Source organism: uncultured Plantibacter sp., from assembly GCF_963518075.1.
GTDB classification, from domain to species: domain Bacteria; phylum Actinomycetota; class Actinomycetes; order Actinomycetales; family Microbacteriaceae; genus Plantibacter; species Plantibacter flavus_A.
Map to the genome: position 1 here is coordinate 173,244 of NZ_CAUQHZ010000005.1, position 24,638 is coordinate 197,881.

Annotated in this window: 25 protein-coding genes; 8 read left to right on the plus strand and 17 right to left on the minus strand. The window is 68.8% G+C overall.

The features are described from left to right. Positions 1–44 precede the first annotated feature (44 nt). The 3 genes from RWN05_RS08620 to RWN05_RS08630 form a co-directional block, all read right to left on the minus strand. Positions 45–1,019: a carbohydrate ABC transporter permease gene (locus RWN05_RS08620; RefSeq protein ID WP_064294528.1), complete on the minus strand. Its 975-nt coding sequence runs from the start codon at positions 1,017–1,019 to the stop codon at positions 45–47. Continuing rightward, entirely contained in the window at positions 1,016–2,149 is a 1,134-nt protein-coding gene (locus RWN05_RS08625) for a carbohydrate ABC transporter permease (protein WP_064294529.1), read from the minus strand. Before RWN05_RS08625 ends, RWN05_RS08620 begins: the two co-directional genes overlap by 4 nt. 130 nt (positions 2,150–2,279) lie before the next feature. Then, a complete protein-coding gene (locus tag RWN05_RS08630; RefSeq protein ID WP_064294530.1) occupies positions 2,280–3,593 on the minus strand; it encodes an ABC transporter substrate-binding protein in 1,314 nt (437 codons plus the stop codon). A gap of 298 nt (positions 3,594–3,891) precedes the next feature. On the opposite strand from RWN05_RS08630, the gene RWN05_RS08635 reads away from it, so the two are divergent. Next, the gene (locus RWN05_RS08635; protein ID WP_071258778.1) at positions 3,892–4,941 is read left to right on the plus strand and encodes a LacI family DNA-binding transcriptional regulator; all 1,050 of its coding nucleotides are present in this window, start codon (positions 3,892–3,894) and stop codon (positions 4,939–4,941) included. 113 nt (positions 4,942–5,054) lie between these two features. Here the strand turns inward: RWN05_RS08635 and RWN05_RS08640 are convergent, their stop codons facing one another. From RWN05_RS08640 to rplJ, 5 genes are all read right to left on the minus strand, one after another. Further along, a complete protein-coding gene (locus RWN05_RS08640) occupies positions 5,055–6,353 on the minus strand; it encodes an MFS transporter (protein WP_079003247.1) in 1,299 nt (432 codons plus the stop codon). Further along, entirely contained in the window at positions 6,350–6,811 is a 462-nt protein-coding gene (locus RWN05_RS08645; protein WP_064294532.1) for a MarR family winged helix-turn-helix transcriptional regulator, read from the minus strand. Before RWN05_RS08645 ends, RWN05_RS08640 begins: the two co-directional genes overlap by 4 nt. Before the next feature lie 136 nt (positions 6,812–6,947). Next, positions 6,948–7,091 carry a hypothetical protein gene (locus RWN05_RS08650; protein ID WP_153303516.1) on the minus strand — a complete coding sequence of 48 codons (144 nt, stop codon included), beginning with the start codon at positions 7,089–7,091 and terminating at the stop codon, positions 6,948–6,950. 328 nt (positions 7,092–7,419) lie between these two features. After that, on the minus strand, positions 7,420–7,806 hold the full coding sequence (gene rplL / locus RWN05_RS08655) for a 50S ribosomal protein L7/L12 (protein ID WP_064294533.1): 387 nt from the start codon (positions 7,804–7,806) through the stop codon (positions 7,420–7,422). A gap of 78 nt (positions 7,807–7,884) precedes the next feature. Beyond that, complete coding sequence (gene rplJ, locus RWN05_RS08660; RefSeq protein ID WP_064294534.1) at positions 7,885–8,403, minus strand: 50S ribosomal protein L10; 519 nt, start codon at positions 8,401–8,403, stop codon at positions 7,885–7,887. A gap of 320 nt (positions 8,404–8,723) precedes the next feature. Between rplJ and RWN05_RS08665 the strand changes: the two genes are divergently transcribed. Further along, positions 8,724–9,881, plus strand: coding sequence for an AAA family ATPase (locus RWN05_RS08665; protein WP_079003248.1), 1,158 nt, complete (start codon positions 8,724–8,726; stop codon positions 9,879–9,881). Positions 9,882–9,905: 24 nt separating this feature from the next. Here the strand turns inward: RWN05_RS08665 and RWN05_RS08670 are convergent, their stop codons facing one another. The 4 genes from RWN05_RS08670 to RWN05_RS08685 form a co-directional block, all read right to left on the minus strand. Next, a complete protein-coding gene (locus RWN05_RS08670) occupies positions 9,906–10,316 on the minus strand; it encodes a DUF5684 domain-containing protein (RefSeq protein WP_079003249.1) in 411 nt (136 codons plus the stop codon). A gap of 101 nt (positions 10,317–10,417) precedes the next feature. Further along, on the minus strand, positions 10,418–11,038 hold the full coding sequence (locus RWN05_RS08675) for a phosphoribosylanthranilate isomerase (protein WP_079003250.1): 621 nt from the start codon (positions 11,036–11,038) through the stop codon (positions 10,418–10,420). A gap of 27 nt (positions 11,039–11,065) precedes the next feature. Beyond that, complete coding sequence (locus RWN05_RS08680; RefSeq protein WP_240555545.1) at positions 11,066–12,661, minus strand: cell wall metabolism sensor histidine kinase WalK; 1,596 nt, start codon at positions 12,659–12,661, stop codon at positions 11,066–11,068. Then, positions 12,658–13,416 (minus strand): response regulator transcription factor, encoded by a 759-nt coding sequence (locus RWN05_RS08685; protein ID WP_079003251.1) that lies wholly within the window; start codon positions 13,414–13,416, stop codon positions 12,658–12,660. Before RWN05_RS08685 ends, RWN05_RS08680 begins: the two co-directional genes overlap by 4 nt. A 235-nt stretch (positions 13,417–13,651) precedes the next feature. Between RWN05_RS08685 and RWN05_RS08690 the strand changes: the two genes are divergently transcribed. From RWN05_RS08690 to RWN05_RS08705, 4 genes are all read left to right on the plus strand, one after another. Next, the gene (locus tag RWN05_RS08690) at positions 13,652–15,175 is read left to right on the plus strand and encodes an ABC transporter permease (RefSeq protein WP_071258766.1); all 1,524 of its coding nucleotides are present in this window, start codon (positions 13,652–13,654) and stop codon (positions 15,173–15,175) included. Between the two features lie 90 nt (positions 15,176–15,265). Then, positions 15,266–15,946: an ABC transporter ATP-binding protein gene (locus RWN05_RS08695; RefSeq protein ID WP_064294539.1), complete on the plus strand. Its 681-nt coding sequence runs from the start codon at positions 15,266–15,268 to the stop codon at positions 15,944–15,946. A gap of 256 nt (positions 15,947–16,202) precedes the next feature. Further along, the gene (locus RWN05_RS08700; RefSeq protein ID WP_083397116.1) at positions 16,203–17,960 is read left to right on the plus strand and encodes an MDR family MFS transporter; all 1,758 of its coding nucleotides are present in this window, start codon (positions 16,203–16,205) and stop codon (positions 17,958–17,960) included. Between the two features lie 17 nt (positions 17,961–17,977). Beyond that, positions 17,978–18,469: a MarR family winged helix-turn-helix transcriptional regulator gene (locus RWN05_RS08705; protein ID WP_158596512.1), complete on the plus strand. Its 492-nt coding sequence runs from the start codon at positions 17,978–17,980 to the stop codon at positions 18,467–18,469. 75 nt (positions 18,470–18,544) lie between these two features. Here the strand turns inward: RWN05_RS08705 and RWN05_RS08710 are convergent, their stop codons facing one another. After that, positions 18,545–19,384, minus strand: a complete 840-nt coding sequence (locus RWN05_RS08710) for an NAD(P)-dependent oxidoreductase (protein ID WP_071258765.1) — start codon at positions 19,382–19,384, stop codon at positions 18,545–18,547. Between the two features lie 150 nt (positions 19,385–19,534). On the opposite strand from RWN05_RS08710, the gene RWN05_RS08715 reads away from it, so the two are divergent. Further along, the gene (locus RWN05_RS08715; protein WP_254773543.1) at positions 19,535–19,753 is read left to right on the plus strand and encodes a thioredoxin; all 219 of its coding nucleotides are present in this window, start codon (positions 19,535–19,537) and stop codon (positions 19,751–19,753) included. A gap of 46 nt (positions 19,754–19,799) precedes the next feature. Here RWN05_RS08715 and RWN05_RS08720 read toward each other — a convergent pair whose 3' ends face one another. The 4 genes from RWN05_RS08720 to RWN05_RS08735 are packed head-to-tail and all read right to left on the minus strand — an operon-like array spanning position 19,800 to position 23,798. Further along, entirely contained in the window at positions 19,800–20,834 is a 1,035-nt protein-coding gene (locus tag RWN05_RS08720; RefSeq protein ID WP_064294543.1) for a sugar phosphate isomerase/epimerase, read from the minus strand. Next, positions 20,831–21,949 (minus strand): Gfo/Idh/MocA family protein, encoded by a 1,119-nt coding sequence (locus RWN05_RS08725; protein WP_071259291.1) that lies wholly within the window; start codon positions 21,947–21,949, stop codon positions 20,831–20,833. Before RWN05_RS08725 ends, RWN05_RS08720 begins: the two co-directional genes overlap by 4 nt. After that, entirely contained in the window at positions 21,946–23,055 is a 1,110-nt protein-coding gene (locus tag RWN05_RS08730) for a Gfo/Idh/MocA family protein (protein ID WP_071258759.1), read from the minus strand. Before RWN05_RS08730 ends, RWN05_RS08725 begins: the two co-directional genes overlap by 4 nt. Beyond that, a complete protein-coding gene (locus RWN05_RS08735; RefSeq protein ID WP_071258757.1) occupies positions 23,052–23,798 on the minus strand; it encodes a sugar phosphate isomerase/epimerase in 747 nt (248 codons plus the stop codon). The genes RWN05_RS08730 and RWN05_RS08735 overlap by 4 nt, the downstream gene beginning before the upstream one ends. A 154-nt stretch (positions 23,799–23,952) precedes the next feature. Between RWN05_RS08735 and RWN05_RS08740 the strand changes: the two genes are divergently transcribed. After that, the gene (locus RWN05_RS08740) at positions 23,953–24,615 is read left to right on the plus strand and encodes a YqaJ viral recombinase family protein (protein ID WP_314139282.1); all 663 of its coding nucleotides are present in this window, start codon (positions 23,953–23,955) and stop codon (positions 24,613–24,615) included. Positions 24,616–24,638: the final 23 nt, after the last annotated feature.

Below are 24,638 nucleotides of genomic sequence, written 5' to 3' on the forward strand. Positions count from 1 at the left end.
GCACCGACGACGCTGTCGATCGGAGGATCGAACCGCGTGTCGGGTCAGCCCTTCGTCGAACCGGCCAGGAGCCCGCGGACGAAGTAGCGCTGCAGGGCGAAGAACACCACGAGCGGGACGAGGATCGAGATGAACGCGCCGGCCGTGAGCAGGTGCCACTCGTTGCCTCGCGTACCCGTGATCTCCGCCAGCAGCTTCGTGATCGGCGCGACCTCGCCGTCCGCGAAGATGAGCGCGACCAGAAGGTCGTTCCACACCCACAGGAACTGGAAGATCGCGAACGACGCGATGGCGGGCATGGTCAGCGGCAGCACGATCCGGAAGAAGATCTGACCGTGACCGGCACCGTCCACGCGTGCCGCTTCGATGACCTCGGCGGGGATCTCCGCGACGAAGTTGTGCAGCAGGAAGATCGCCAGCGGCAGCGCGAACATGGTGTGCGCGATCCACACCTGGGCGAAGGTGCCGCTCGCGTCCAGTCCCTCGCCGACCTGCAGGCCGAAGATGTTCAGGCCGCGGGAGAAGGTCGACAGCAGTGGCACGAGCGCCATCTGGATCGGCACCACCTGCAGCGCGAATACGAGGATGAACAGGAAGTTCTTGCCGCGGAAGTCGATCCACGCGAACGCGTACGCCGCGAGGCTCGCCACCACCAGCGGGATCAGGGTCGCCGGGACCGCGATGGCGATCGAATTGACCCACGAGCCCGCGAGGTTGAGCGTCGAGTTGCCGGCCTGCAGCACCTGCACGTAGTTGTCGATGGTGACCTGGAAGTCGGAGAAGATCGTCCACCAACCGGTGGTCTTCACCTGCTGCTCAGGTCGGAACGAGGAGACGAACAGACCGAAGGTCGGGACCGTCCACAGCACCGCGATGATGACGGCCGCGATGGTCGCCCCGCGGCTGGTGAGCCGCTTCTTCGTCCGGCGGCTCGCGGCCTCGATGCCGCGTTCCCCCTGGGCGAGCTGTTCCTTGGTGGATTCGTCGATCGGTAGTTCGATCGGCTGCACAGCACTCATCGGATCTCCCTCTGCTTCTTGATCTGCCGTGCGTTGTAGATGACGATCGGCAGCACGAGGACGAACAGGACCACGGCGAACGCCGCACTCCGGCCGTTCTCGAAGTTCTTGAACTGGGTGTACATCTCGTTCGCGATGACCGAGGTGCCGTTGTTGCCGGCGGTCATCGTGCGGACGATGTCGAAGACCTTCAGCGAGGCGATCGAGATCGTCGTGACGACCACGACGAGCGAGGAGCGGATGCCGGGGACGATGACGTTGATGAAGCGCTGCCAGGCGTTGGTGCCGTCGAGCTCGGCGGCCTCGATCTGCTCGGTGGGGACACCCTTGATCGCGGCGGACAGGACGACCATCGCGAAACCGGTCTGGACCCAGATGAGCACGACGATGAGGAACAGCGTGTTCCACGGCTCGTTCTGCAGCCACTGCACCGGAGTGCCGCCGAACCACACGACGATCTGGTTGAGCAGACCGATCTGGGTCGCGTCGGCCTCGCGGTAGGCGTAGATGAAGCGCCAGATGATCGACGCACCGACGAAGGAGATCGCCATCGGCATGAAGACGAGGATCTTGAAGTACTTCTCACCGCGGGACTTGTCGATGAACACGGCGTAAGCGAGTCCGAAGGCCGTCGACAACGCCGGGACGAGCAGCACCCAGATGATCGTGTTGATGACGGTACGAATGGCGCTCGGCTGCGTGAACAGCCAGATGAAGTTGTTCAGGCCCACGAAGTTCTTGCCGGACGCCGACATGAATGCGGCGATCGTCGTGTTGATCGACGGCAGGATCAGGCCGATCAGCAGCAGCAGGAACGCCGGTGCGAGGAAGCCGACGAGCTGGACGAGGTACCCGACGCCCTTCTTCGAGCGGTAGTCGAGGAGGAAGAGCACGCCGCCAAGGACGGCGGCGACGGCCGCGGCCCAGAGGAACGAGCCGAAGAAGAGGACGACGACGACGGGCACCAGGACGCAGAACGCCAGACGGATGACCGTGTACAGGGTGCCCTTGCGTGGCGCGATGTCCACGAAGAAGAGGAGGAGGGCCACCACCGCACCGAAGGCGATGACGACGATCGGGATCTGGGCGAGCGGAGGCAGTCCGCCCAACCAGTTGAGGAAACCTGACATAGCTGGCCTTTCGAGTACGGCGTTGGACCCTGAGTGAACCCTAGGGGGTTCCACTGCCGAGGCGGAAGCGCCGGAGGGTGGTGATCACCCTCCGGCGCTCCCGCTCACGAGCAGCAGTTCCGGATATCGATTACTCGCTGGAGGGCCAGCCGGCTTCGATGTCCTTGAGGACCTGGTCGGTCTCGTCGCCGTTGATCCAGTTCACGAGGCCCTTCCAGAAGGTTCCGGCGCCGACGGCACCGGGCATCAGGTCGGAGGCGTCGAAGCGGAACGTGGTCTTCTCGTCCTGCAGGATCTCGATCGCCTGGCTGAGGATCGGGGTCGAGGCGTTCGCCGGGTCGAGGCCGTTGTTGGCGGAGATGACGCCGCCGAGCTTGACCCGCTTGTTCGCCCACTCAGGGCTCGAGAGGTACTCCTGGACCTTGACGGTGCTCTCATCGTCGCTGAACGCGCCGACGATCTCGCCACCACCGGTGACAGCGGTCTCGCCCTCCTTGATGCCGGGGGTCACGAAGGCCCACACGTCACCGTCGGGGGCGACGGTCGCGCCGGCGTCCTCGAGGAAGCCGGAGAAGAACGATGCCTGGTGGTGGAGGGCGCAGGCGCCGGAGGCGAGCGCCGGAGCGACGTCACCGAACTCGGTCGAGTTGATCGAGGACACGTCGCCGAAGCTCGCGTTCACGTACTCCGGGTTCTTGAGGATCTCGCCGACCGAGTCGAACGCTTCCTTGATCTTCGGGTCGGTGAACTTGACCTTGTTGGCCACCCAGTCGTCGTAGACGTCCGGGCCCTGCTGGCGCAGGACGAGGTCTTCGATCCAGTCGGTGCCGGGCCAGCCCGAGGCGTCGCCGGAGCCGAAGCCGGCGCACCACGGTGCGGAACCCGTCTTCTCCTGGATGGTCTTGGTCAGCGTGAGCAGCTCGTCCCAGGTCTTCGGGACCTCGACGCCCCACTCCTTGAACTTGGCCGGCTGGTACCAGACGAGGCCCTTGACGCTCGCCATGAGCGGAGCGCCGTAGACGGTGTCGTTGACGGTGCCGTAGGCGGCCCAGTCCTTCGACCAGTACTTCTCGATGTTCGCCTTGACGCTGTCGGGCGCGGGCTTCAGGTAGTCGCGCTTGGCGAGGTCGGCCAGGAGGCCGGGCTGCGGGAAGATCGCGAGGTCGGGCGGGTTACCACCCTGGGCGCGGATACCGATCTGCGACTCGAACTCCTTGGAGGACTCGTACTTGATCGTGATGCCGCTCTCCTTCTCGAAGTCGGCCCAGCTCTCCTCGAGCAGCTTCGCCTCGGTGTCGGCGATCGTCCCGTAGATGGTGACGGTCTTGTCGTCGTCGCCACCGCCGCTGCTGCCCGATCCGCCTGAACAAGCGGTGAGCGCGACGCCCGCGACGGCCAGGACGGCCAGCGGCAGGGCCGTCCGGCGGGTCCGAATGAAACTCATCTGTGTCCTCCTCATTGAGTGCTGCAGGTTCGAACGTCTCCAGGGTCGAGCCGTTCCGATGATGCACTGGTGCGGAATCGGTCCGGATGCGGAACCGTTTCCATGCGCCAAAGTACTTCACCCGGCGACAGGATGCAAGCACGAGAACATAACGAAATAGACAGTGAGAGCGCTCCCACCGAAATCACGAGGCCGGGCGGACCATTCGTGCTCCAGTTGTTATGGATCAGTTCCAGTCGGCAGTTCCAGGTCTGTTCCAGATTCGCTATGGTGGTGCTACCCAACGGAGGGAGTCGGCATGAGTGGTGCCATCAGCGATGTCGCGGCCCTCGCCGGCGTCTCGAAAGCGACGGCCTCGCGAGCGCTCACCGGGCGCGGATACGTGTCGGCCGAGACCCGGGAACGGGTCGTGCAGGCCGCGGCCACGATCGGGTACGTCGCCTCGCCCATCGCCGCGAGTCTGTCCACCGGACGCACGCTGGCCATCGGCGTCCTCACCTCGTTCCTCAACCGCTGGTACTTCGGGGAGGTCCTGGAAGGCGCCGAGGGCGCCCTCCGTGCGCGGGGCTACGACCTGACGCTCCACCATCTGCCGCCCGACTCCCCGGAGCGCGATCGCATCTTCGACGCCTACCTGACAAACAAGCGCTTCGACGGCATGATCTCGATCGGGATCGAGGCCTCGCAGGACGAGATCGCGCGACTGCTCGCCAATCCCCGTCCACTGGTGTCGATCGGCGGCAACATCCGTGGCGGTCACTCCATCAACATCGACGACCAGGCACTCGGCCGTGAGGCGACGGAACATCTCATCACCCTCGGGCACACGCGCATCGCCCACATCACCGGGCACGACGCGGAACTGCAGACGGACACCGTGCACGGGAGGCGCCTGGCCGGCTACCTCGCGGCGATGGAGGATGCCGGACTCACCTCAGCCGTGCACGTCCTGCCCGCCGTCCATTCGTTACCGGGCGGGTACGAGGCCGCGGCGCAGTTGCTGCGGGACGCGAGGATCCGGCCGACGGCGGTGTTCGCCTCGACGGACGAGGTGGCGATCGGCATCATCATCGCGGCACGTCGCCTCGGGATCACCGTTCCGGCGGAGCTGTCGGTCATCGGGATCGACGGGCACTCCTACGCGGAGATGTTCGCGCTCACCACCTTCGAGCAGGAGCCCCGCGCGCAGGGACGGCATGCCGTCGAGATCCTCCTCCAGGACCTGGAGGACGAGCAGCGCGCGCAGGCTCCGGACTCCGCGGACCCGGGCACAACGGTCTCCGAGGTGCGCTGGCCGACCCGCCTGGTGATCCGACAGACCACGACGCGCCCCGAGCCCGCGGACTAGACGACCCGGCTGCGGTCCCAGCGCGGTGCGCTGGCACGAGCGCGCCCCACCGACGTGAGCGCGGGCCCCCGGAGGGTCGCGCTCGCGTCGGTGGGGCGCGGTGATCGGTCGGATCAGCTCGCGTCGGCTGCGGTGATCGCGATGGCCTCGTCGAGCTCACTCTCCACCGGGCCGTCGACCCGGGCGAGGTGCTTGCGTCCGAGGACCACGATGAGGACCGCGACGATGAGCGAGCCGGCGGCCACATAGTAGGGCGCGGCGGGCGAGATGAGCTTCGCGATCTCCGCGGCGGCCGGTGGCGCGATGGCCCCACCGAGGAACCGGACCGACGAGTAGGCCGAGGATGCGACGTTGCTCGGCAGGTCCGTCGCCTCCATGACCGCCTCGGTCAGCACCGTGTTCATGACGCCGAGCAGCAGCCCACCGACGACGATGCAGACGATGAGGCCGACGGTGGACTGCACGAGGAGTCCGGCCGCGACGAGGTCGAGTGCCAGCAACGGCAGGACGAGCTTGATCACGGAGGTGCGACGCATCCGGGCCGTGAGCAGCGGTGCGACGAACACGCTCGTGATCGCCAGCGCGACACCCCACCCGAAGAAGGTGAACCCGAGACCCATCGCATCGAGGCCGAGCGGGAACGGCGAGTATGCGAGGAGCGTGAAGAAGCCGATGTTGTAGAACAGTGCGGCTGCCGCGAGGATGCCCAGCGACGGGATCGCCAGCGCCCTGAACGGTGCGGACAGCTTGAGCGGCGCGGGCTTCGGGCCCTCGGTCTTCAGCAGGGTGACGATCGCGATGAACCCGACGGCCATGAGCGTCGCGGTGCCGAAGAACGGCCACTTCCAGCCGATGCCGCCGAGGAGACCCCCGAGCAGCGGACCGATCGCGATGCCGAGTCCGAGGGCGGCCTCGTACAGGATGATCGCGTTGGCGCGTCCGCCCGCTGCGGCTCCGACGATGGTGGCGAGTGCCGTCGAGATGAAGAGCGCGTTGCCGAGGCCCCAGCCGGCCCGGAAGCCGATGACGGCACCGACGGAGTCGGAGAGGCCCGCGAGGAGCGCGAACAGGACGACGAGCGCGAGTCCGATGAGGAGCGTGCGCTTGGCACCGATCCGGCTCGACAGCCAGCTCGTGAACAGCATCGCCACGCCGGTGACGAGCAGGTAGCTCGTGAAGAGCATCTCGGCCTGGGTCGGCGTCGCCTGGAGGTCTTCGGCGATCGCGGGCAGGATCGGGTCGACGAGGCCGATGCCCATGAAGGCGATGACGCTCGCGAAAGCGACCGCCCAGACGGCCTTCGGCTGGTGCAGGATGCCGCCGAGGCCGGCACTGTGGCCTGCGGCGTGGCCGTGGCTCGACGCTGCGGGGGTGGGCACGGAGGACGTGTGTGCGCTGGTTTCGGCGCTCATGCCGTCAGCTCCGAGGCGACCTCGACGGCCACGCGGGCCTGGATGATCTCGACGGTCCTGGCGATCGCGGCGAGGTCGTCGTCCTCGAGGTCGGTGAAAGCCGGCTCCAGGGCGTCGGTGAGCTCGTCGCGCCAGGCGAGGAGGGCGGCCGTCCCCTTGGGGGCGATGGCGATGAGCCACGCGCGGTGGTCGTCGACGTCGGCGATCCGCTTGATCCAGTCGCGCTCGTCGAGGCTCTGCACGAGCTTGGTCATCGTGGGTTGGGACACCCGGCTCTGGCGGGCCAGTTCGCCGACCCGGACGGGGCCGACCGTGGTGAGCACGGAGAGCGTGCGCCAGACGGCGGGCGATTCGGAGGATCCGGTGGCCTGGGCGGCAAGGCGGGTGAGCCGGTGCGATGCCGTGATGAGGTCGCCGAGGATGGTGTGCAGGGGTGAATGCGTACGGTTCTCGGTCATGATGTGATCAGTATACATAGCTTGGCTATACACATCCACCCGACCCGTCCCCAACGCAGGAGTTCGTCGGCGTGGCGGGCCTCGGTGGCGCGGCACGCCGAGACACTCCTGAGTTGGGGCCGGGGGGCAGGTCGGGTCAGCGCATCCAGGTGGTGAAGGACTGGCTGACCCGTGGATCGGGCGGGTGGGCGTCGCTCGCCCGTTCCGACTCGGTGAAAGCGGATGCGAGCTGGGCTCGGATCCAGGTGATGGTTGCACGCCAGCGTGCATGGGTGTTCATGGTGGTGGGTTCTCCCGATTCGGGCACCGCACCGACAGCCCCCACTCACCGGGAGCGGAACGACGACGCGGATGCCTGCGTGAACCGTCGACGAACGTCGTCGACGGGGTGCAGAGCATCCGCGTGCATGGAGGGGCGCGACGAATCGCAGGCCCCCCGGTTAACCGACGGAGGGCACCGCTCCCGAACGAATCGGGGGCGATGCCCTCCGATCACGGATGTCTCTGCCGAGTGCACACAGCACTCGTCTCAGGAAGATCCGCGATCGTCAGCGGCGACCGACCGGAGTCGGTCGCCAGCCCAGTGGTTGTCCCCCGCAGGGGACCGACTACTTGAGCGTGACGGTGGCGCCGGCAGCCTCGAGGGCTTCCTTCGCCTTGTCAGCGGCTTCCTTGTTGGCGCCTTCGAGGACGGCAGCCGGAGCGCCGTCGACGAGAGCCTTGGCCTCGCCGAGGCCGAGCGAGGTGAGCTCGCGGACCGTCTTGATGACCTGGATCTTCTTGTCGCCAGCAGCCTCGAGGATGACGTCGAAGTCGGACTTCTCCTCGACCTCTTCAGCAGCAGCGCCGCCGGCAGCAGCCGGGCCGGCAACGGCGACGGGAGCAGCAGCGGTGACCTCGAAGGTCTCCTCGAACAGCTTGACGAACTCGCTGAGCTCGATGAGCGTGAGCTCCTTGAACGCGTTGATCAGTTCTTCGTTTGACAGCTTTGCCATGATTGTTCTCCTTGTTTCATGCCCTGCAACCGCATCACGCGGCGCACAGGTACGGGGTTGATGGTTCGCGGAACCGAATTACTCGGCCGCGGACTCCTGCTTCTCGCGCAGCGCCTCGACCGTGCGAACGGCCTTCGAGAGCGGTGCGTTGAAGAGGTAGGCAGCTCCGAACAGCGAGGCCTTGACGGCGCCGGCGAGCTTCGCCAGCAGCACTTCACGGGACTCGAGGTCGGCGAGCTTGCGCACCTCGTCAGCGGTCAGCGGGTTACCGTCGAAGTAACCGCCCTTGACCACGAGGAGAGGGTTTGCCTTGGCGAAGTCACGAAGAGCCTTCGCGACGGTGACCGGGTCACCGTGCACGAATGCGATCGCGGACGGACCGGCGAGCTCGTCGTCGAACGACGAGATGCCGGCGTTGTTCGCCGCGATCTTGGTCAGCGTGTTCTTCACCACGGCGTAGGTTGCGTCCGCACTGATGCTCTTGCGCAGGGTCTTGAGCTGAGCAACAGTGAGGCCGCGGTACTCGGTCAGCAGAACGGCGGTCGAGCTCTGGAACTTCTCCGTGAGTTCGGCAACCGAGGCTTCCTTGTTCGCCATGGCCACTCCTTTTCGAATCTTGAATGCATGCAGCGGAGGCCGCACACACCAACCGCCGGACCGGTGAAGGATTCGGGCATGAAAAAAGCTCCGGCGCAAGCGCACGGAGCTGGGGAGAGGCGAGCCTCGATCAGATCTTCATACACCTGCGCTGGACGTCTCGTCATGAGAACCTTCGACTGTCTCGTTTGCACGCGACAGTGACCGGCGGTCTTTGGTTTCCACAACCATAACACACCCCCGACCCCGCTCCGACAGGCGTGCTCCGGGCGCTCACGACCGCCCGCCCGGATGTCCGAGGCGACCGGCACCATGGAGCCATGATCCAGACGCTCGCCATCTCCGGCTACCGGTCCATCCGAGACACCGTGCTGCCGCTGCACGGCCTCGACGTCGTGACCGGCGCGAACGGCACCGGCAAGTCCAACCTCTACCGGGCACTCCGGCTCCTCGCGAGTGCGGGCGACGGCGATGTCGTCGGATCACTCGCCCGCGACGGCGGGCTCTCCTCGACGCTCTGGGCCGGCCCCGAACACGTGAGTCACGCCATGGTCGACGGCTCCGTCCCGGTCCAGGGCACGCGCCGCTCGGGGCCGATCAGCCTGCGACTCGGGTTCGCGACCGACACGCTGGGGTATCTCATCGACCTCGGGATCCCGCAGCCGTCCACGACCCTGTTCGGCCGCGACCCCGAGATCAAGCGGGAGCAGATCTTCGCCGGCGCACTGGCCAAACCGAGCAGCCTGCTCGTCGACCGGCACGGTCCGGCGGTCCGGGTCCGCGACGGGTCGTGGCGTCCGATCGGTCGAACGCTCGGCACCTCGGAGAGCATCCTCACCGAGTTCTCGGACGCCGACGCGACGCCCGAGGTCCTCCGCGTGCGCGGCCAGGTGCGCGGCTGGCGGTTCTACGACCAGTTCCGGACCGACCGCGAGGCCCCGGCACGTGCGCCGCAGGTCGGCACGCGGACGCCCGTGCTCGGACACGACGGTGCCGACCTCGCCGCCGCGGTAGAGACGATCATCGAGTCCGGCGCCCGGGACCGCCTCGACGCCGCCGTCGACGACGCGTTCCCCGGCAGCGTGCTGCGTGTGCGTGCCGACGACGGGGTGTTCCGGCTGGAGCTCGAACAGCCCGGCATGCTCCGTCCGCTCTCGGCCGGCGAGCTGTCCGACGGCACGCTCCGCTACCTGTTGCTCGTCGCGGCACTCCTGACCCCTCGCCCGCCCGAGCTCATGGTGCTGAACGAGCCGGAGACGAGCCTGCACGGCGACCTCCTCCCGCAGCTCGCTCGGCTCATCACCGCGGCGAGCGCCGACACGCAACTCGTGGTCGTGTCCCACGCCCGCCCACTCATCGCGGCCATGCTCGAAGCCGGCGAGGTGCACGAGCACCGGCTGGTGAAGCGACTCGGCGAGACGACCGTCGAGGATCAGGGCCTGCTGTCGACGCCCCCGTGGACCTGGCCGTCGCGGTGAGCGTCAGGCCCCGGTGACCGCCGGCTAGGCGCGGTCGACCTGCTTGCCCAGGTAGCGGTCCGAGCCGTAGCTGAGGATGAAGAAGCCGATCAGCTGGAACAGGATGAGCCCGAAGATCCGGAACACCGTGCCCTTGTCGAACTGCTTGCCGATGTGCCAACCGACGATCCAGCCGAACACGATGTTCACGAGCGGGATGAAGTAGAGGATGGTCGCCGCGCCCGTGAAGCCGGCGAGTTTGACGACGACGTACCAGTTGTAGATCGGGATGATCGCGGTCCAGCCGGAGCGGCCCGACTTCTCGAACATGCCCCACACGGAGGCGACGAACAGGGCGTAGCCGATGATGCCGCCGAAGACGTTGGCGGGGGCGTTCATGAACTCGATGGCGGCCCGACCGTTGTCGTCCGCGGCGAGCAGGATGGTGTCGAACACGGTGGTGGCGCTCCTTGTCGTCGTCGCGGTCGGCCGACCGCCTCATCCGACGAATGTAGCGTGCGGGTCACACCGCGGACCAGCGGGTGTCCCGCTGACGCTCAGACCGCCCGGGCGGTGCGGGCGGCGTGCACGAACGACCGGATGAGCTCCGGTGATTTCACCCCGCGCGAGGACTCGACCCCGCTGGACACGTCGACCCCCCAGGGGCGGAGCTCGGCGACGAGGCCCTGGACGTTCTCCGGCGTGAGCCCTCCGGCGAGGATCCAGGTGCGGGTGGGTGGGTTCGCCACCAGGGCGATCGTGTCGAAGGTCTTCCCGGCTCCCGGGTCCGGTGCGTCGAGCAGCAGCAGCTCTTCGGCGTAGGCGGCGCGCTCGGCGGCGTTCTCGGAGGCGTAGCGCACCGCCGAGGTCGCCCGGAGCGTCCGCCACCCCATGGCCTGCAGCTCGTGGAACGCCTCGGGTGGTTCGTCGCCGTGGAGCTGGACGGCCTGCACCCCCGCAGCACCGGCGATCCGTGAGACCTCCTCGACCGACTGGCGCCGGAAGACGCCGACCGTCAGCACCGACTCTGGGACGTCGGCGAGCAGCGAGGCGACCCGTTCGGGCTCGACGGTCCGGGGCGACCCCGGCGCGAACACGAAGCCGATCGCGTCGACTCCGGCGTCCACCGCCGCAGCGACGTCGGACGCCTCGGACAGACCGCACACCTTCACCCACATGGGGACCACGCTACCCGGCCGCACGGATCACTCCGCCGACGGGACGAGGACGTCCGGGGTGGCGACGGCGGGTAGCTCGACGCGGAACACCGTCCGTCCTGGTGCGCTCTCGCATCGTACGGTGCCGTGGTGCGCGGTCACGACGGCGTGCACGATCGCGAGCCCGAGGCCGGTGCTCCCCGTGGCGCGTGAGCGGGAGTCGTCACCGCGGACGAAGCGCTCGAAGAGGTTGGGTTGCAGCGCAGGGTCGATGCCGGGACCGTCGTCCGACACGGTCAGCACGGCGATCTCGCCCGCAGGACCGCTCGCGACCGCCAGCCCCGTCCGCACGGTCGTCCCGGCGGGCGTGTGGGTCCGCGCGTTCGCCAGCAGGTTGACGATCACCTGTTGCAGCCGGGACGCGTCTCCCGTGACGAGGACGGGCTCCTCGGGGAAGTCCAGTTCGAACACGTGGTCCGGCCCGGCGACATGGGCGTCGCCGACGGTGTGGATGACGAGTTCGGTGAGGTCGACGGGGCGCTTCGCGAGTTCGCGTCCCTCGTCCAACCGCGCCAGCAGCAGCAGGTCCTCGACGATCGTGGTCATGCGACCGGCCTCGGAGCGGATCCGGCCGAGGGAGTGGGTGACGTCCTCCGGCAGCGCGTCCGACTTCCGCGCGGCGAGTTCCGAGTATCCGGCGATGGAAGCCAGCGGGGTCCGGAGCTCGTGGCTCGCGTCCGAGACGAACCGGCGCACCTTGTTCTCGCTCGCCTGCCGGGCGTTCAGTGCGGACGAGACGTGCCCGAGCATGCGGTTGATCGCCGATCCGACGCGTCCGACCTCGGTGCGCGGGTCGGTGTCCGACTCCGGTACCCGGACGGCGAGCGCCACCTCACCGCGGTCGAGGGGAAGCTCGGCGACGACCGCGGCCGTCGCGACGACGCGGTCGAGCGGGCGGAGCGAGTACCGCACGATCGCGAACGCCGCCAGTCCGGCGAGCAGCAGGACCACGACGCTCATGATCGCGATGAGGGTGACGAGCTGCATGACCGTCGACGCGACCTCGGCGAGCGGAAGCCCGATGATCCTCGTCGCGCCGCTCGCGTCGGTGACGGCGACGACGCGGTAGTCGCCGAGGTGCTCCCCGAGGTTGATGGTCGACGGTCGGTCACCGGCCGACACCGTGAGGATCATGGCGTCCTGGCTCTCGGTGCACGGGACCGTGCTGCCGTCGGCGCTGAGGTATCCGGCGTTGACGATGGTGCCGTCGACGACGATCGCCCCGAGTGCGCCGGGCCCGAGGCCCGGAGCGCCGATGAAGGCGGGCGGCTCACGCGTGCCCGAACCACCGCCGTAGCCGTCCGGGATGCCGGAGTCCGGCAGGGATTCCGGTGCGGGGAGCTGGCCGTTGCGGCCGTAGTCGACGATCCGCTCGGCGGCCTTCGTGAGCTGGTTGTCGACGCCCTCGGTGAGGAGGCCGCTCACCGCGACCGCGCTCGCGACGCCGACGATGGCGCTGCCGAGGGCGAGGAGGCCGACGACGACGACCATGAGGCGTCGACGGAGCGTCCACGGAGCGCGTTTGCGGCGGGTGGAGTCGACGGTCGTCGCTGTCGGGTCGGTGACGGGAGGTCTCGTGGTCACGAACCGACCGTCGGGATCTTCAACATGTAGCCGGCACCGCGCACGGTGTGGATCATGGGCTCGCGCCCGGCGTCGATCTTCTTGCGGAGATAGGAGATGTAGATCTCGACGACGCTCGCACGACCGCCGAAGTCGTAGCTCCACACCCGGTCGAGGATCTGGGCCTTGCTCAGCACCCGGCGCGGGTTCCGCATGAGGAACCGCAGCAGCTCGAACTCGGTCGCGGTGAGCTCGATGGGTTCGCCGTCGCGCGTCACCTCGTGGCTGTCCTCGTTGAGCACGAGGTCGCCGACCACGATGTCCGGGCCGGACTCGTCGGCGGCCAGCAGGGTCGACCGGCGGATGAGCCCGCGCAGCCGCGCGACGACCTCTTCGAGACTGAAGGGCTTCGTCACGTAGTCGTCGCCGCCGGCGGTGAGGCCGGCGATGCGATCGTCGAGCGAGTCCTTGGCGGTGAGGAACAGGACGGGGACGTCGCTCCCCGAGGTCCGCAGGCGGTTCAGCACCTGCAGTCCGTCCAGGTCGGGCAGCATGATGTCGAGCACGATGGCGTCCGGTCGGAAGTCGCGGGCGATCGTGAGGGCTTCACGGCCGTCGGCGGCGGTCCGGATCTCCCAGCCCTCGTAGCGCAGGGCCATCTGCAGGAGGTCCGTGAGCGTCGCCTCGTCGTCGACGACGAGCACACGGACGGCGGTGCCGTCGGCCCGTTTGAGTGCGCTTCGCGCGGCACCGGGCGCCTGGGTCGGGATGTTCACGCGTTCAGTATTCGCCTCCGCCCTATGAGCTGTCTATGAACCGGCCAGACGGATGCTGTGCCCTCCCCGAGCCGCCGGAGCGCCCGCAGCGGCCTGGGCCGATTCATAGCGTCACCGAGGCGCAGGCCAAGTGAGCCTCCGTAGCGTCCGGTCCAAGTCATCCGCGACGTGCGGATCGTCGGCGTCGCGCAACGGGGACGCCGGCACGTGCACCAGAGCAGAAGGAAACGCAGACATGTTCGGAACCTATCTCCGGCGGGAACTCGTCGGTCGCCGCAAACAGACCATCATCATCGCCATCGGGATGGCGCTCGCCATCGCCCTCGTGATCATCGTCAACTCGGTCGCCGCCGGCGTGAAGACGGCGCAGGCGTCGGTGCTGGAATCCGTCTACGGGGTCGGAACGGACATCACGGTGAGTCAGGCGGCCGAGGCGCCGACGGACGGCGGCGGCCCCGGCCAGAACTTCGACTTCGGCTCGGGCGACGGGTCGACGAGTGACGGGACGACGACCGTCAACCAGTCGCGGTTGGAAGCCGCGCGTGGCACGTCGACCTTCGACGCGACGTCCCTCGGCACGGTCACCGACGTCGCCAACGTCGAGGCCGCCGCAGCCACCCTGTCGCTCACGAACACGACCTTCACGGGCGAGCTGCCCGACTTCTCGCAGGCACAGGGATCCGACGGGGCGGCAGGCGTCCCGGGCGGTGACGCGAGCGGCGCGACCCCGCCGCAGGGTGGTCCGGACGGCGCAGGCGGGAGTTCCTTCGGCGTCGACTCCTTCACGGTCCTCGGTCTCGACCCCTCGGGCGACGCCGTGGGTCCGCTCTCGGCCGTCACCCTCAGCGACGGTCGCTCGCTCGCAGCCGACGACGCGGGCACGGACGTCGCCGTCCTCGACGCCTCCTACGCCACCGAGGCGGGGATCGCCACCGGCGACACGATCGACATCGCGGGCACCACGTTCAGCGTGGTCGGCACGGTGACCGCCTCCGGGGCCGATTCGACGACCGCATCGAACGTCTACATCCCCCTCGACGTCGCGCAGTCCCTCGCCGGGCTCGACGGCCAGGTCAGCGACGTGTACGTGCAGGCCGCCTCGTCGACCGACATCACGCAGGTGCAGACGGACATCGAGGCGGCACTGCCCGACGCGACCGTGAGCACCCAGGAGGACCTCGCGTCCACCGTGTCCGGCTCGCTCGCCTCGGCGTCGACGCTGGTGTCGAACCTCGGCACCTGGCTGTCGCTCATCGTGCTCGCCGCCGCGTTCCTCATCGCGATCCTCTTCACGATCTCCGGCGTCACGCGCCGGACCCGCGAGTTCGGCACGCTCAAGGCGATCGGCTGGAGCGACCGGCGCATCGTCGGCCAGGTCGCGGGTGAGTCCGTCGTCCAGTCGCTCATCGGCGGCGCCGTCGGTGTCGCGGTCGGCCTCATCGGCATCCTCGTGGTGAACCTCGTCGCTCCGACCCTCAGTGCAGCTGCGACGACCTCCGCCGGCGGCGGACTCGGCGGCCCCGGCGGTGCCGCGGGCATGCCGTCGGATGCGGCGGCGGGAGCGGCCGGTGGGTTCGGCGGTGCCCCGGGCGCTGCGGCCGCGACCACCACCGACATCGTCCTCCAGGCTCCCGTGACCGCGTGGATTATCGTCATCGCCGTCGGGATCGCCATCCTCGGCGGGCTGCTCGCCGGTGCGATCGGCGGGTGGCGCGCCTCACGACTGCGCCCGGCCGAGGCACTCCGCTCCGTCGCCTAGGCGACGCACCAGACGCCGCCGGGTGGCCGTCTCCCCCGCGACCACCCGGCGGTCCGACTTCTCACTCCGACCAGCAGAACGAAGGACCCCATGTACACGATCACCGGCCTCACCAAGCAGTACCGCCAGGCGAAGCGCTCCGTCACGGCGCTCGACGGCGTCGACCTCGAGATCCCCGATGGACAGCTCGTCGCCATCCAGGGCCCGACCGGCGGCGGCAAGTCGACGCTCCTCCAGATGCTCGGCGCACTGGACCGACCGACCGCCGGCAGCATCTCCCTCGCCGGCGACGACCTCTCGACGCTCAGCGAGACGAAGCTCGGCAGGATCCGCGCCACGGAGATCGGCTTCGTGTTCCAAGGATTCAACCTCATCCCGACGCTCACAGCACAGGAGAACGTCGAGATGGCCCTGGTCCCGATCGGCACCCCGCGGGCCGAACGCGAGACCAGGGCTCGCGCGGCGCTCGCGTCCGTCGGACTCGCCGAGCGGGGTTCACACCTCCCCGCCGAGCTGTCCGGTGGGCAGCAGCAGCGGGTCGCGATCGCCCGTGCGCTCGTCAAGGAGCCTGAGGTGCTGCTCGCCGACGAACCGACCGGCAACCTCGACGAGGAGACCCGCGACGAGATCATGGACCTCCTCGAGGGCCTGTGGCGGGACCGCGGGCTCACCGTCGTGGTGGTGACGCACGACACCGCGGTCGCCAAGCGCGCCGAGCGTCGTCTGCACATCGCGAACGGGAAGCTCAAGGACGTCACGACTCGGCGCTGACCGGCGCCTCGGCAGGCTCGGGGAGCGGCTCCCATCCGCTCCCCGAGCCGCCCACCCCGGTCCCTGAGCCACCCCCGCCCCGGTCCCTGAGCCTGTCGAATTGCCACGGGAATACGCCGTCACCGTGATTGGTTGACACTGATCAACTACTTCTCATATAGTTGACGCATATCAACTAGCTGACGTCATCACGATCGCGGAGCCCATGTCACACACCACCTCAACACCCGCCACGCCCGCTCGCGCGGACAACGGCATGACGCATCGCCAGGTGCTCGAGGCCCTCTCCGGCCTCCTCCTCGGCATGTTCGTGTCGATCCTCGCCGGCACCGTCGTCTCGACCTCCCTCCCCCGGATCATCGCCGACCTGAACGGCGACCAGACGGCCTTCACCTGGGTCGTCACGGCCACCCTCCTCGCCACCACCGTCTCGACGCCCATCTGGGGCAAGTTCGCCGACCTCTTCAACCGCAAGCTGCTCATCCAGCTGGCGCTCGGGATCTTCGTCCTCGGCTCGGCGCTCGCGGGCTTCTCGCAGGACACCGGCACGCTCATCGGCTTCCGCGTCCTGCAGGGCCTCGGCGCCGGTGGTCTCACGGCGCTCAGCCAGATCATCATGGCCGACATCATCAGCCCGCGTGAGCGTGGCCGGTACATGGGCCTCTTCGGTGCGGTCATGGCGGTCGGCACGGTCGGCGGCCCGCTCTTCGGCGGCCTCCTCACCGACTCGCTCGGCTGGCGCTGGAACTTCTTCGTCGGCGTCCCCTTCGCGATCGCCGCGATCTTCCTCCTGCAGCGCACGCTCCACCTCCCGAAGCGGAACGTCGGCAAGGTCAAGATCGACTACCTGGGCGCCGCCCTCATCGCCGGCGGCGTCTCGCTGCTGCTCATCTGGGTCACCCTGGCCGGGACGCAGTTCGAGTGGGCGAGCTTCACGACGCTCGTCATGGTGGGCATCTCCGTCCTCCTGCTCGCCGCGGCGGTCATCGTCGAGATCAAGGTCGACGAGCCGATCATCCCGATGTCGCTGTTCAAGAACCGCACCTTCACCCTCGCGGTCGTCGCGAGCATCTCGGTGGGTGTGGCGATGTTCGGCACCTCGGTGTTCCTCAGCCAGTACATGCAGCTGGCGCGTGGAGCGACGCCGACGGAGTCGGGCCTGCTGACGCTCCCGATGATCGGCGGCCTCCTGATCGCCTCCATCGTGGTCGGGCAGTTCATCTCGCGCTTCGGCCACTGGAAGCCGTACCTCATCGTCGGCTCGATCCTCCTCACCGTCGGCCTGTTCCTCATGAGCACGATCCACTACGACACGAACTACCTGCTCGTCTCGGTGTTCATGTTCATCCTGGGCGCCGGCGTCGGCATGGTGATGCAGAACCTCGTGCTCGTGGTCCAGAACGACGTCCTGCCGCAGCAGCTGGGTACGGCGAGCGCGGGTGTCGCGTTCTTCCGCAGCCTCGGCGGCACGATCGGCGTCTCGGTCATGGGCTCCGTGCTCGCGACGAAGGTCACCGACATGCTGGCCGACCGCCAGGCCGACCTGCAGGCGGCCATCGTCGCCCTCGGGGCACCCGGCGCCAAGATCGCCGAGACGCTCTCGAGCGGCACGATCCCGAAGGTGGGCACGCTGCCCGAGTCGGTGCGGACCATCATCGAATCGGTCTACGGTGACGCGGTGGCCGACATCTTCCTCGTCGCCGCACCACTCGCGATCCTGACGATCATCGCCGTGATCTTCCTGCCGAACAAGAAGCTCGGGTCGAAGAACGCCGTGCAGCGCATGGCCGAGCAGCGTTCCGGGGAGCCCGCCCTCGTCGGCGCGGCCACCGGGTCCGTCGCGACGGCCACCGGGTCCACGTCGACCCAGTCGTTCGCGACCGGTGCGCTCGACGTGGCCGAGGCCATGATCGGTGGCGAGGCGGACACCCGACTCGAGCGAGGACGGGACGAGACCGCCGACACCGACGGCGGCACGGAGACCGAGGCACACAGCCCCCGCCACGGCCGCTAGTCCGTACAATGCGAACGATGTCCATCGATCACGACGCCCAGGCCGGGCCGGCCGCTGCCGACGACGCAGCGGCCGGCACCGCGCACGACCTCGCGATCGGTGCCGTGGAGGAGCAGTTCGCGCTCCTCGTCAACCGCATCCGCAACGGTATCCGCGACCGGGCCGAGCGGATCTCCCCCGGACTCCAGCCGGCCGGCTACAAGTTGCTCAGCATGGTCTCGCGCTCCGGAGCGATCCGCGCCGGTGCCCTGGCCGAGATGCTCGCGACCGACAAGAGCGCGGTGAGTCGCCTCATCCACCAACTGGAGACGCTCGGCCTCGTCACGAGGACGCCGGACCCCGAGGACGGCCGTGCGAGCCTCGTCGTCGCGACCGCCGAGGGCGAGCGCCGGATGGAGTCGACACGGGCCAACGACCAGGCGATGCTCTACCAGCAGCTGTCGTCCTGGGACGAGGCCGAGGTGCGGCGGCTCGCCGAACTCCTCGCGAAGCTCAACGGCGCCCTCTGAAGTCCCTTTCTCAGGAGTCCGCCGGAGCGCCGGGCTCGCGAGCGAGCGACGCGCCGAGGAACTCCTGAGAACGGGTCAGCGCCAGGTGTGCTTCGGGTCGTACCCGAGGACCTGGCGGGCGTGGTCGATCGAGAGCAGGGTGCCGTTGCCGGCGATGTCGCCGGTGACGGGGACGTCCGGGAAGACCTCTGCGACGAGCTCGACGTTGTCGCGCGACATGACCGTGTCGGCAGCCGCGATGATGAACCGGTCGAACCCCGTGGCCTGGTGCTCGAGCGCGAGTCGCACGGCCTGGGCGCCGTCGCGGCCGTCGATGTAGCCCCAGAGGTTCCACTTGCGGAGGGTGGCGTCGGCGTCGAACGACGGGAACGCCGCGTAGTCGGCCTCGTCCATCACGTTGGAGAAGCGGAGGGCGATGATCTTGAGCTCGGGGTGCCACCGCGTGAGCTCGATCGCCAGCTGCTCCTCGAGGTGCTTCGACAGCGAGTAGGTCGACTCGGGTCGGGCGGCGTAGGCCTCGTCGACGGGGATGTAGGGGGGCGGGGTGTCGAACGGCAGCCCCAGCACGGTCTCGCTCGACGCCGTGACGATGTTCGTGATGCCGGCCTTGATGGCGGCGTTGAACACGTTGTAGGTGCTGAGGATGTTGTTCTGGAAGGTCGCGGTGTTCGTCGAGAGCCCCGGCGCAGGGATGGCGCTCAGGTGGACGACCGCGTCGAACCCGTCCGGCGCCTGCTCGTCGACACCGGTGAGGGCGTCGAACACCTGGCCCGCGTCACGCAGGTCGATGCGGACGAAGCCGTCACCGCGCTCTCCCGCCTGGTCGAGGTTGATCACCAGGTGACCGTGTTCCCGAAGATGGCCGACCACTGTTCGCCCGAGCTTGCCCGAGCCTCCCGTCACTGCGATTCTCATGACGCCATCCTGGTCCATCCGACGAGGAATGGGTGGGCGATTGACAACTCACCCAGGAACCGGCGGTCGCGGCGGAATGGCGGACCGTCGGCTCGCGTTGGACGAGATGTGAAGCTCACCCTGTACACCTCAGCGTTCTGCGCCCCCTGCATGCAGGCTCGCGCAGTCCTGGCCGAGGTCCCGGCACTCGTGGCCGGAGCCGTCGTCGAGGAGCGCGACGTCGCCTTCCGTCCGGCGGAGGCGGAGGCCGACGGCATCCGTTCCACCCCGACGGTCATCATCACGGCCGACGACGGCACCGAGGTGTTCCGCGCGACCGGGGCACCCACGCTCAACCAGGTGCTCGTGGCGGCGGCGAAGGCGTTGTAGCCCTTCGACAGGCTCAGGGACCGGAGAAGCGGTTCAGGGACCGGGGCTACTGGGTGCTGAACGCCGCGTCGAAGGACTGCTCGGGCAACTTCCAGAGCAGGTTCCGGATGTACCCGACGGCCTCCTCGGCTCCGTGCAGGCGGTCCATGCCGGCGTCCTCCCACTCGATGGAGATCGGCCCGGCGTAGCCGATGCTCGAGAGGGCACGGAAGGCGTCCTCCCACGGCACGTCGCCGTGACCGGTCGACACGAAGTCCCAGCCGCGTCGCGGGTCGCCCCATGGCAGGTGCGAGCCGACGATGCCGGCATGACCGGTGGCCGGCCGGATCCGGGTGTCCTTACAGTCGACGTGGTAGATCCGGTTCGCGAACTCGACGATGAACCCCACCGGGTCGACGCCCTGCCACATCATGTGCGACGGGTCCCAGTTGAAACCGAACGCCGGGCGGTGGTCGATCGCCTCGAGGGTGCGGACACTCGTCCAGTAGTCGTAGGCGATCTCGGACGGGTGCACCTCGTGGGCGAAGCGGACCCCTTCGGCGTCGAAGACGTCGAGGATCGGGTTCCAGCGGGTGGCGAAGTCCTCGTACCCGGCGTCGATGACGGAGGCCGGTACCGGCGGGAACATCGCGGAGTACTGCCAGATCTTCGACCCGGTGAAGCCGACGACCGTGTCGACGCCCAGCTTGCGGGCGACCCGCGCGGAGCGCTTCATGTCCTCGGCCGCGCGCTGACGCACCCCCTCCGCGTCGCCGTCGCCCCAGGTGTAGTCGCGGACGATCGCCTGATGGCGGAAGTCGATCGGGTCGTCGCACACGGCCTGGCCGGTGAGGTGGTTCGAGATCGCGAAGACCTCGAGGCCGTGCCGGTCGAGGATGTCGAGGCGGGACTGCAGGTAGGCGTCGTCCTCATCCGCGCGCTTGAGGTCGAGGTGGTCGCCCGAGGCCGCGATCTCGAGGCCGTCATAGCCCCAGGAGGCGGCGAGGCGGGCGACCTCCTCGAAGGGGAGATCCGCCCACTGTCCGGTGAACAGGGTCACCGGGAGGCGGCTCGCGTACTGCTTGTCGGTGGTGTCGGTCATGCGGTGATCCTCTGCTCGTCGTCGGTGGAGGTGGCGATCGCTTCCCAGCGACCGGTGTCGGCCGCGTCCAGGACGGCCTCGGTGATGCGCGCGGTTCGGAGTCCGTCCGCGAAGACGGGCAGACCGTCCGGCGACTGTCCGGCCATCGCCGCGTAACTGTCGGCCACGAAGGCGTTGAAGGCGTCCTGGTAACCCATCGGGTGCCCCGAGGGGACGATGGACAGGCGTGCGGCGTCCGGGTGCAACTGGTCGGCGTCGCGAGGCAGCACCTGCGTCCCCGACCGACGGCCGAGCCAGAGCGTCTCCGGCGCTTCCTGGTCGAAACCGATGCTGAGTTCCGTCCCGGCGACCTCGAGGTGCAGTCGGTTCTTCCGACCGGGCGCGACCTGCGAGACGAGCAGCGTGCCGATGGCGCCGCCCTCGAGCCGGATGACGACCGCGGCCGCGTCCTCGGTCGTGACCTCCGGGGTGTTCGCGCGTTCGGCGAAGAAGGTGCGGACCGTCGAACTCAGCTCGGTGATGTGCGCGCCGGTGATGAACTCCAGGAGGTCGACGAGGTGGGAACCGATGTCGGCGAAGGCGCGCGAACGGCCCCCGGCCGCCGCGTCGACCCGCCAGTTGTCGTCGGCCTGCGCGAGCAACCAGTCCTGGAGGTACGACCCGCTGATCGTGAGCAGGGTCCCGAGGTCGCCCGCGGCGACACGCGCGCGGGCCTCCCGGACGAGCGGGTGGAAGCGGTAGACGAACGGCACCGTGCCGACGACACCGGCCTCGGCTGCGGCGGTGACGAGACGCTCGGCGGTCGCGGCGTCGGTCGCGAGGGGTTTCTCACAGACCACGTGCTTGCCGGCCGCGATGGCCGCGAGTGCCTGCTCGGCGTGGAGCGCGTTCGGCGTGCACACGTGCACCACGTCGACCGACGGGTCGGCCAGCAGCTCGTCGAGCGAGCCGTACCCGCGCTCGAACCCGAGGTTCACGGCGACCTCCCGCGAGCGTTCGGGCGTCGAGGCGACGACACCGACCAGCCGGGCACCCGCCGCGCGGGCCGCCCGGCTGTGGACGGTGGCCATGAAGCCACCGCCCACCACCGCGATACCGGGACCGGCCACGGTCATGCTCCGAAGGTGCCGTCCGCCGGCGTCCACGACTCGGGGAGCGCGGGAGCGAGCTCCACGGTGCTGACGACGTCGACCGAGGTGCGGCTCAGGCCCGACTCGGCCGTCGAGACCATGACGTCGAGCACGTGGTAGGCGAGCTCACCGGAGGCACGCTCGGGACGACCGGCGCGGATCGCCTGCGCGAGCTCGACCACACCGGTTCCGCGGCCCTGCGTCGGACCGGTCGACGGGATCGACTCGGGTTCCTCGCCACCGCCGTAGACGAGCAGGTCACCCTCGAAGGTGTTCGGGTCGGGGACGACGAGCGTGCCGGTCGAGCCGGCGACCTCGAACTGCGTGCGACCGAGCTTGGAGTCGAAGCTGAAGACGCTCTGCGCGAGCTGGCCGCTCTCGAACTCGAAGAGGGCGCTCACGTGCGTCGGCACCGTCACGTCGAACGACTCACCCGCGCGCGGGCCGGATCCGATCGTCCGCTGCGGGAAGGCCTGTGAGGCGAGAGCGGTGACGCGGGCGATCGGCCCGAACAGCTGCACGAGCGCCGTGATGTAGTACGGGCCGATGTCGAAGAGCGGACCGGCGCCGTCCTGGAACAGGAAGTCGGGGTTCGGGTGCCACGACTCCGGGCCGGGGCTCTGCATGAGGGTCAGCGCGGTGAGGGGCTGGCCGATGCCACCGGCCTCGACGAGTCGGCGGGCGGACTGGATGCCGGCGCCGAGGAAGGTGTCCGGTGCCGTGGCGACGCGGAGCCCCTTCTCCTTCGCGGCGGCCAGCAGGGCCTGCCCGCTCTCACGGTCGAGCGCGAAGGGCTTCTCGCTCCACACGTGCTTGCCTGCGTCGAGGATCTGCATGGCGACCTCGACGTGGACCTTCGGGATGGTCAGGTTGACGACGATCTCGATCTCGGGGTCGGCCAGGAGTTCGGCGACCGAGCCGTGGCCGGGCACCCCGTACTTCTCGGCCTGCGTCTTCGCCCGCTCGAGGTCGAGGTCCGCGACGAACCGGACGTCGAGGTCGGGGAAGGTCACCAGGTTGCCGAGGTACTGGTCGCTGATGACGCCGGCGCCGATGAGGCCGACACCGACCGTTCCGGTGCTGTTGCTCATGCCTGGACTCCGTTCGTGGTGAGGTAGGTGAAGCTCTGCTCGAGCCCCTGGAAGATGTCGCCGTCGAACGCGTCGAACTCGACGACGCGCAGGGCCTGCGGTGCCGCGGCGAGGATGTCGAGCACCGGGACGGCCCCGGCACCCGCGGGCAGCTGCTTCAGCGTGTCGCGGGAGGCGTCGCCGTCCTTGACGTGGATGAAGCGCACGCGATCACCGATCGCGCCGAGGACGTCGACCGCGCGGCGTCCACCGACCTCGACCCAGTAGGTGTCGACCTCGAACACGACGGCCGGGTCGGTGAGTGCGGCGAGGTGCTCGAGCGGGCTGGTGCCCGCGACGTCGCCCTCGAGCTCCCACCAGTGGTTGTGGTATCCCACCTGGACCCCGTGACCGGCGGCGACCGCCGCCGCGGCGTTCAGCTCGTCGGCGATCGACGCGACCGTCTCTGCCGTGGCGAAACGCTCTTCGGCGATGGCGGGATCGATGAGGACCTGAACACCCTGCTCAGCAGCGGCGCCGAAGGCCGCCGACAGGTCGATGCCCTCGGCGATGACCTTGCCGTGCGCGCTCGGGGTGGCGAGGCCGGCATCGTGGATGTCCTGCAGGCTGACGCCGGGACCGAAGCCGAACGGCTCGGCCTGACGGAAGCCGATCTCGGTCAGGCGCTGCAGCGCTGCGGCACGATCCGCGGTGAGCGGCTCCCGTACCGAGTAGAGCTGGACAGAGAGTTGGGAAGTCGACACGATGCTCCTCAATGATGATGGTGTCAGGCAGCCGCTGCTGCGAGATCCAGGCTAACCACACTTCTGTCGGTGGTCAAACAAAAGTCTCCCGCCGGTCGCCACTCCCCCGGTGACGAATACCGCAGGAGTCGGAAGCGTGGGGGACAATGGAGAGGTGAACTCAGCTCTGCTCTCCCGGATCGTCGCTGACTCCAGCGACCGCATCTCGTGGCTGCGGGCTCGTTCGCGCGGGATCACCGCGACCGACGTCGCCACCCTCTCGACCCCGGCCTCGATCCAGCGGGCGGCCGACGCGAAGCTGGGCGGGACGGGCTTCTCGGGCAACGCCTTCACCGACCACGGGCGCGCCCGCGAGCCCGAGATCGCCCGGTGGGTCGCCGCGACGCACGGGATCAACCCCTCGTCGGCGCTGTTCCGGGCCGAGGTCGAACACCGTCACCTCGCCACCCCCGACGGCATCGCCGTGACGGAGCGCGGGGCCGTCGTGCTCGCGGAGATCAAGACCACGACGAAGTCCTGGCGCTCGATCCCCCGCAACTACCTGCGTCAGGTGTGGTGGCAGCAGTACGTGATCGGCGCGGAGCGGACGCTCGTGGTCTGGGAGGAGCACAAGGACTTCGTCCCCGTCGACGACGAACCGCTCTGTCGGTGGGTCGAGCGCGACGACGCCGAGATCGCGAAGCTGGTCGGCCTCGCGAACGCGCTCATCGACGAGCTGTACCACCGCACCAATCCGGCCGCCCGGCGCCCGGTCCTCCCGGAGCCCGCGCCCGGCGCTCGGCCGCTCCGGGAACCCCTGGTGAGCCTCGACTTCTGACGACAAGTCGACAGAAGTCGACC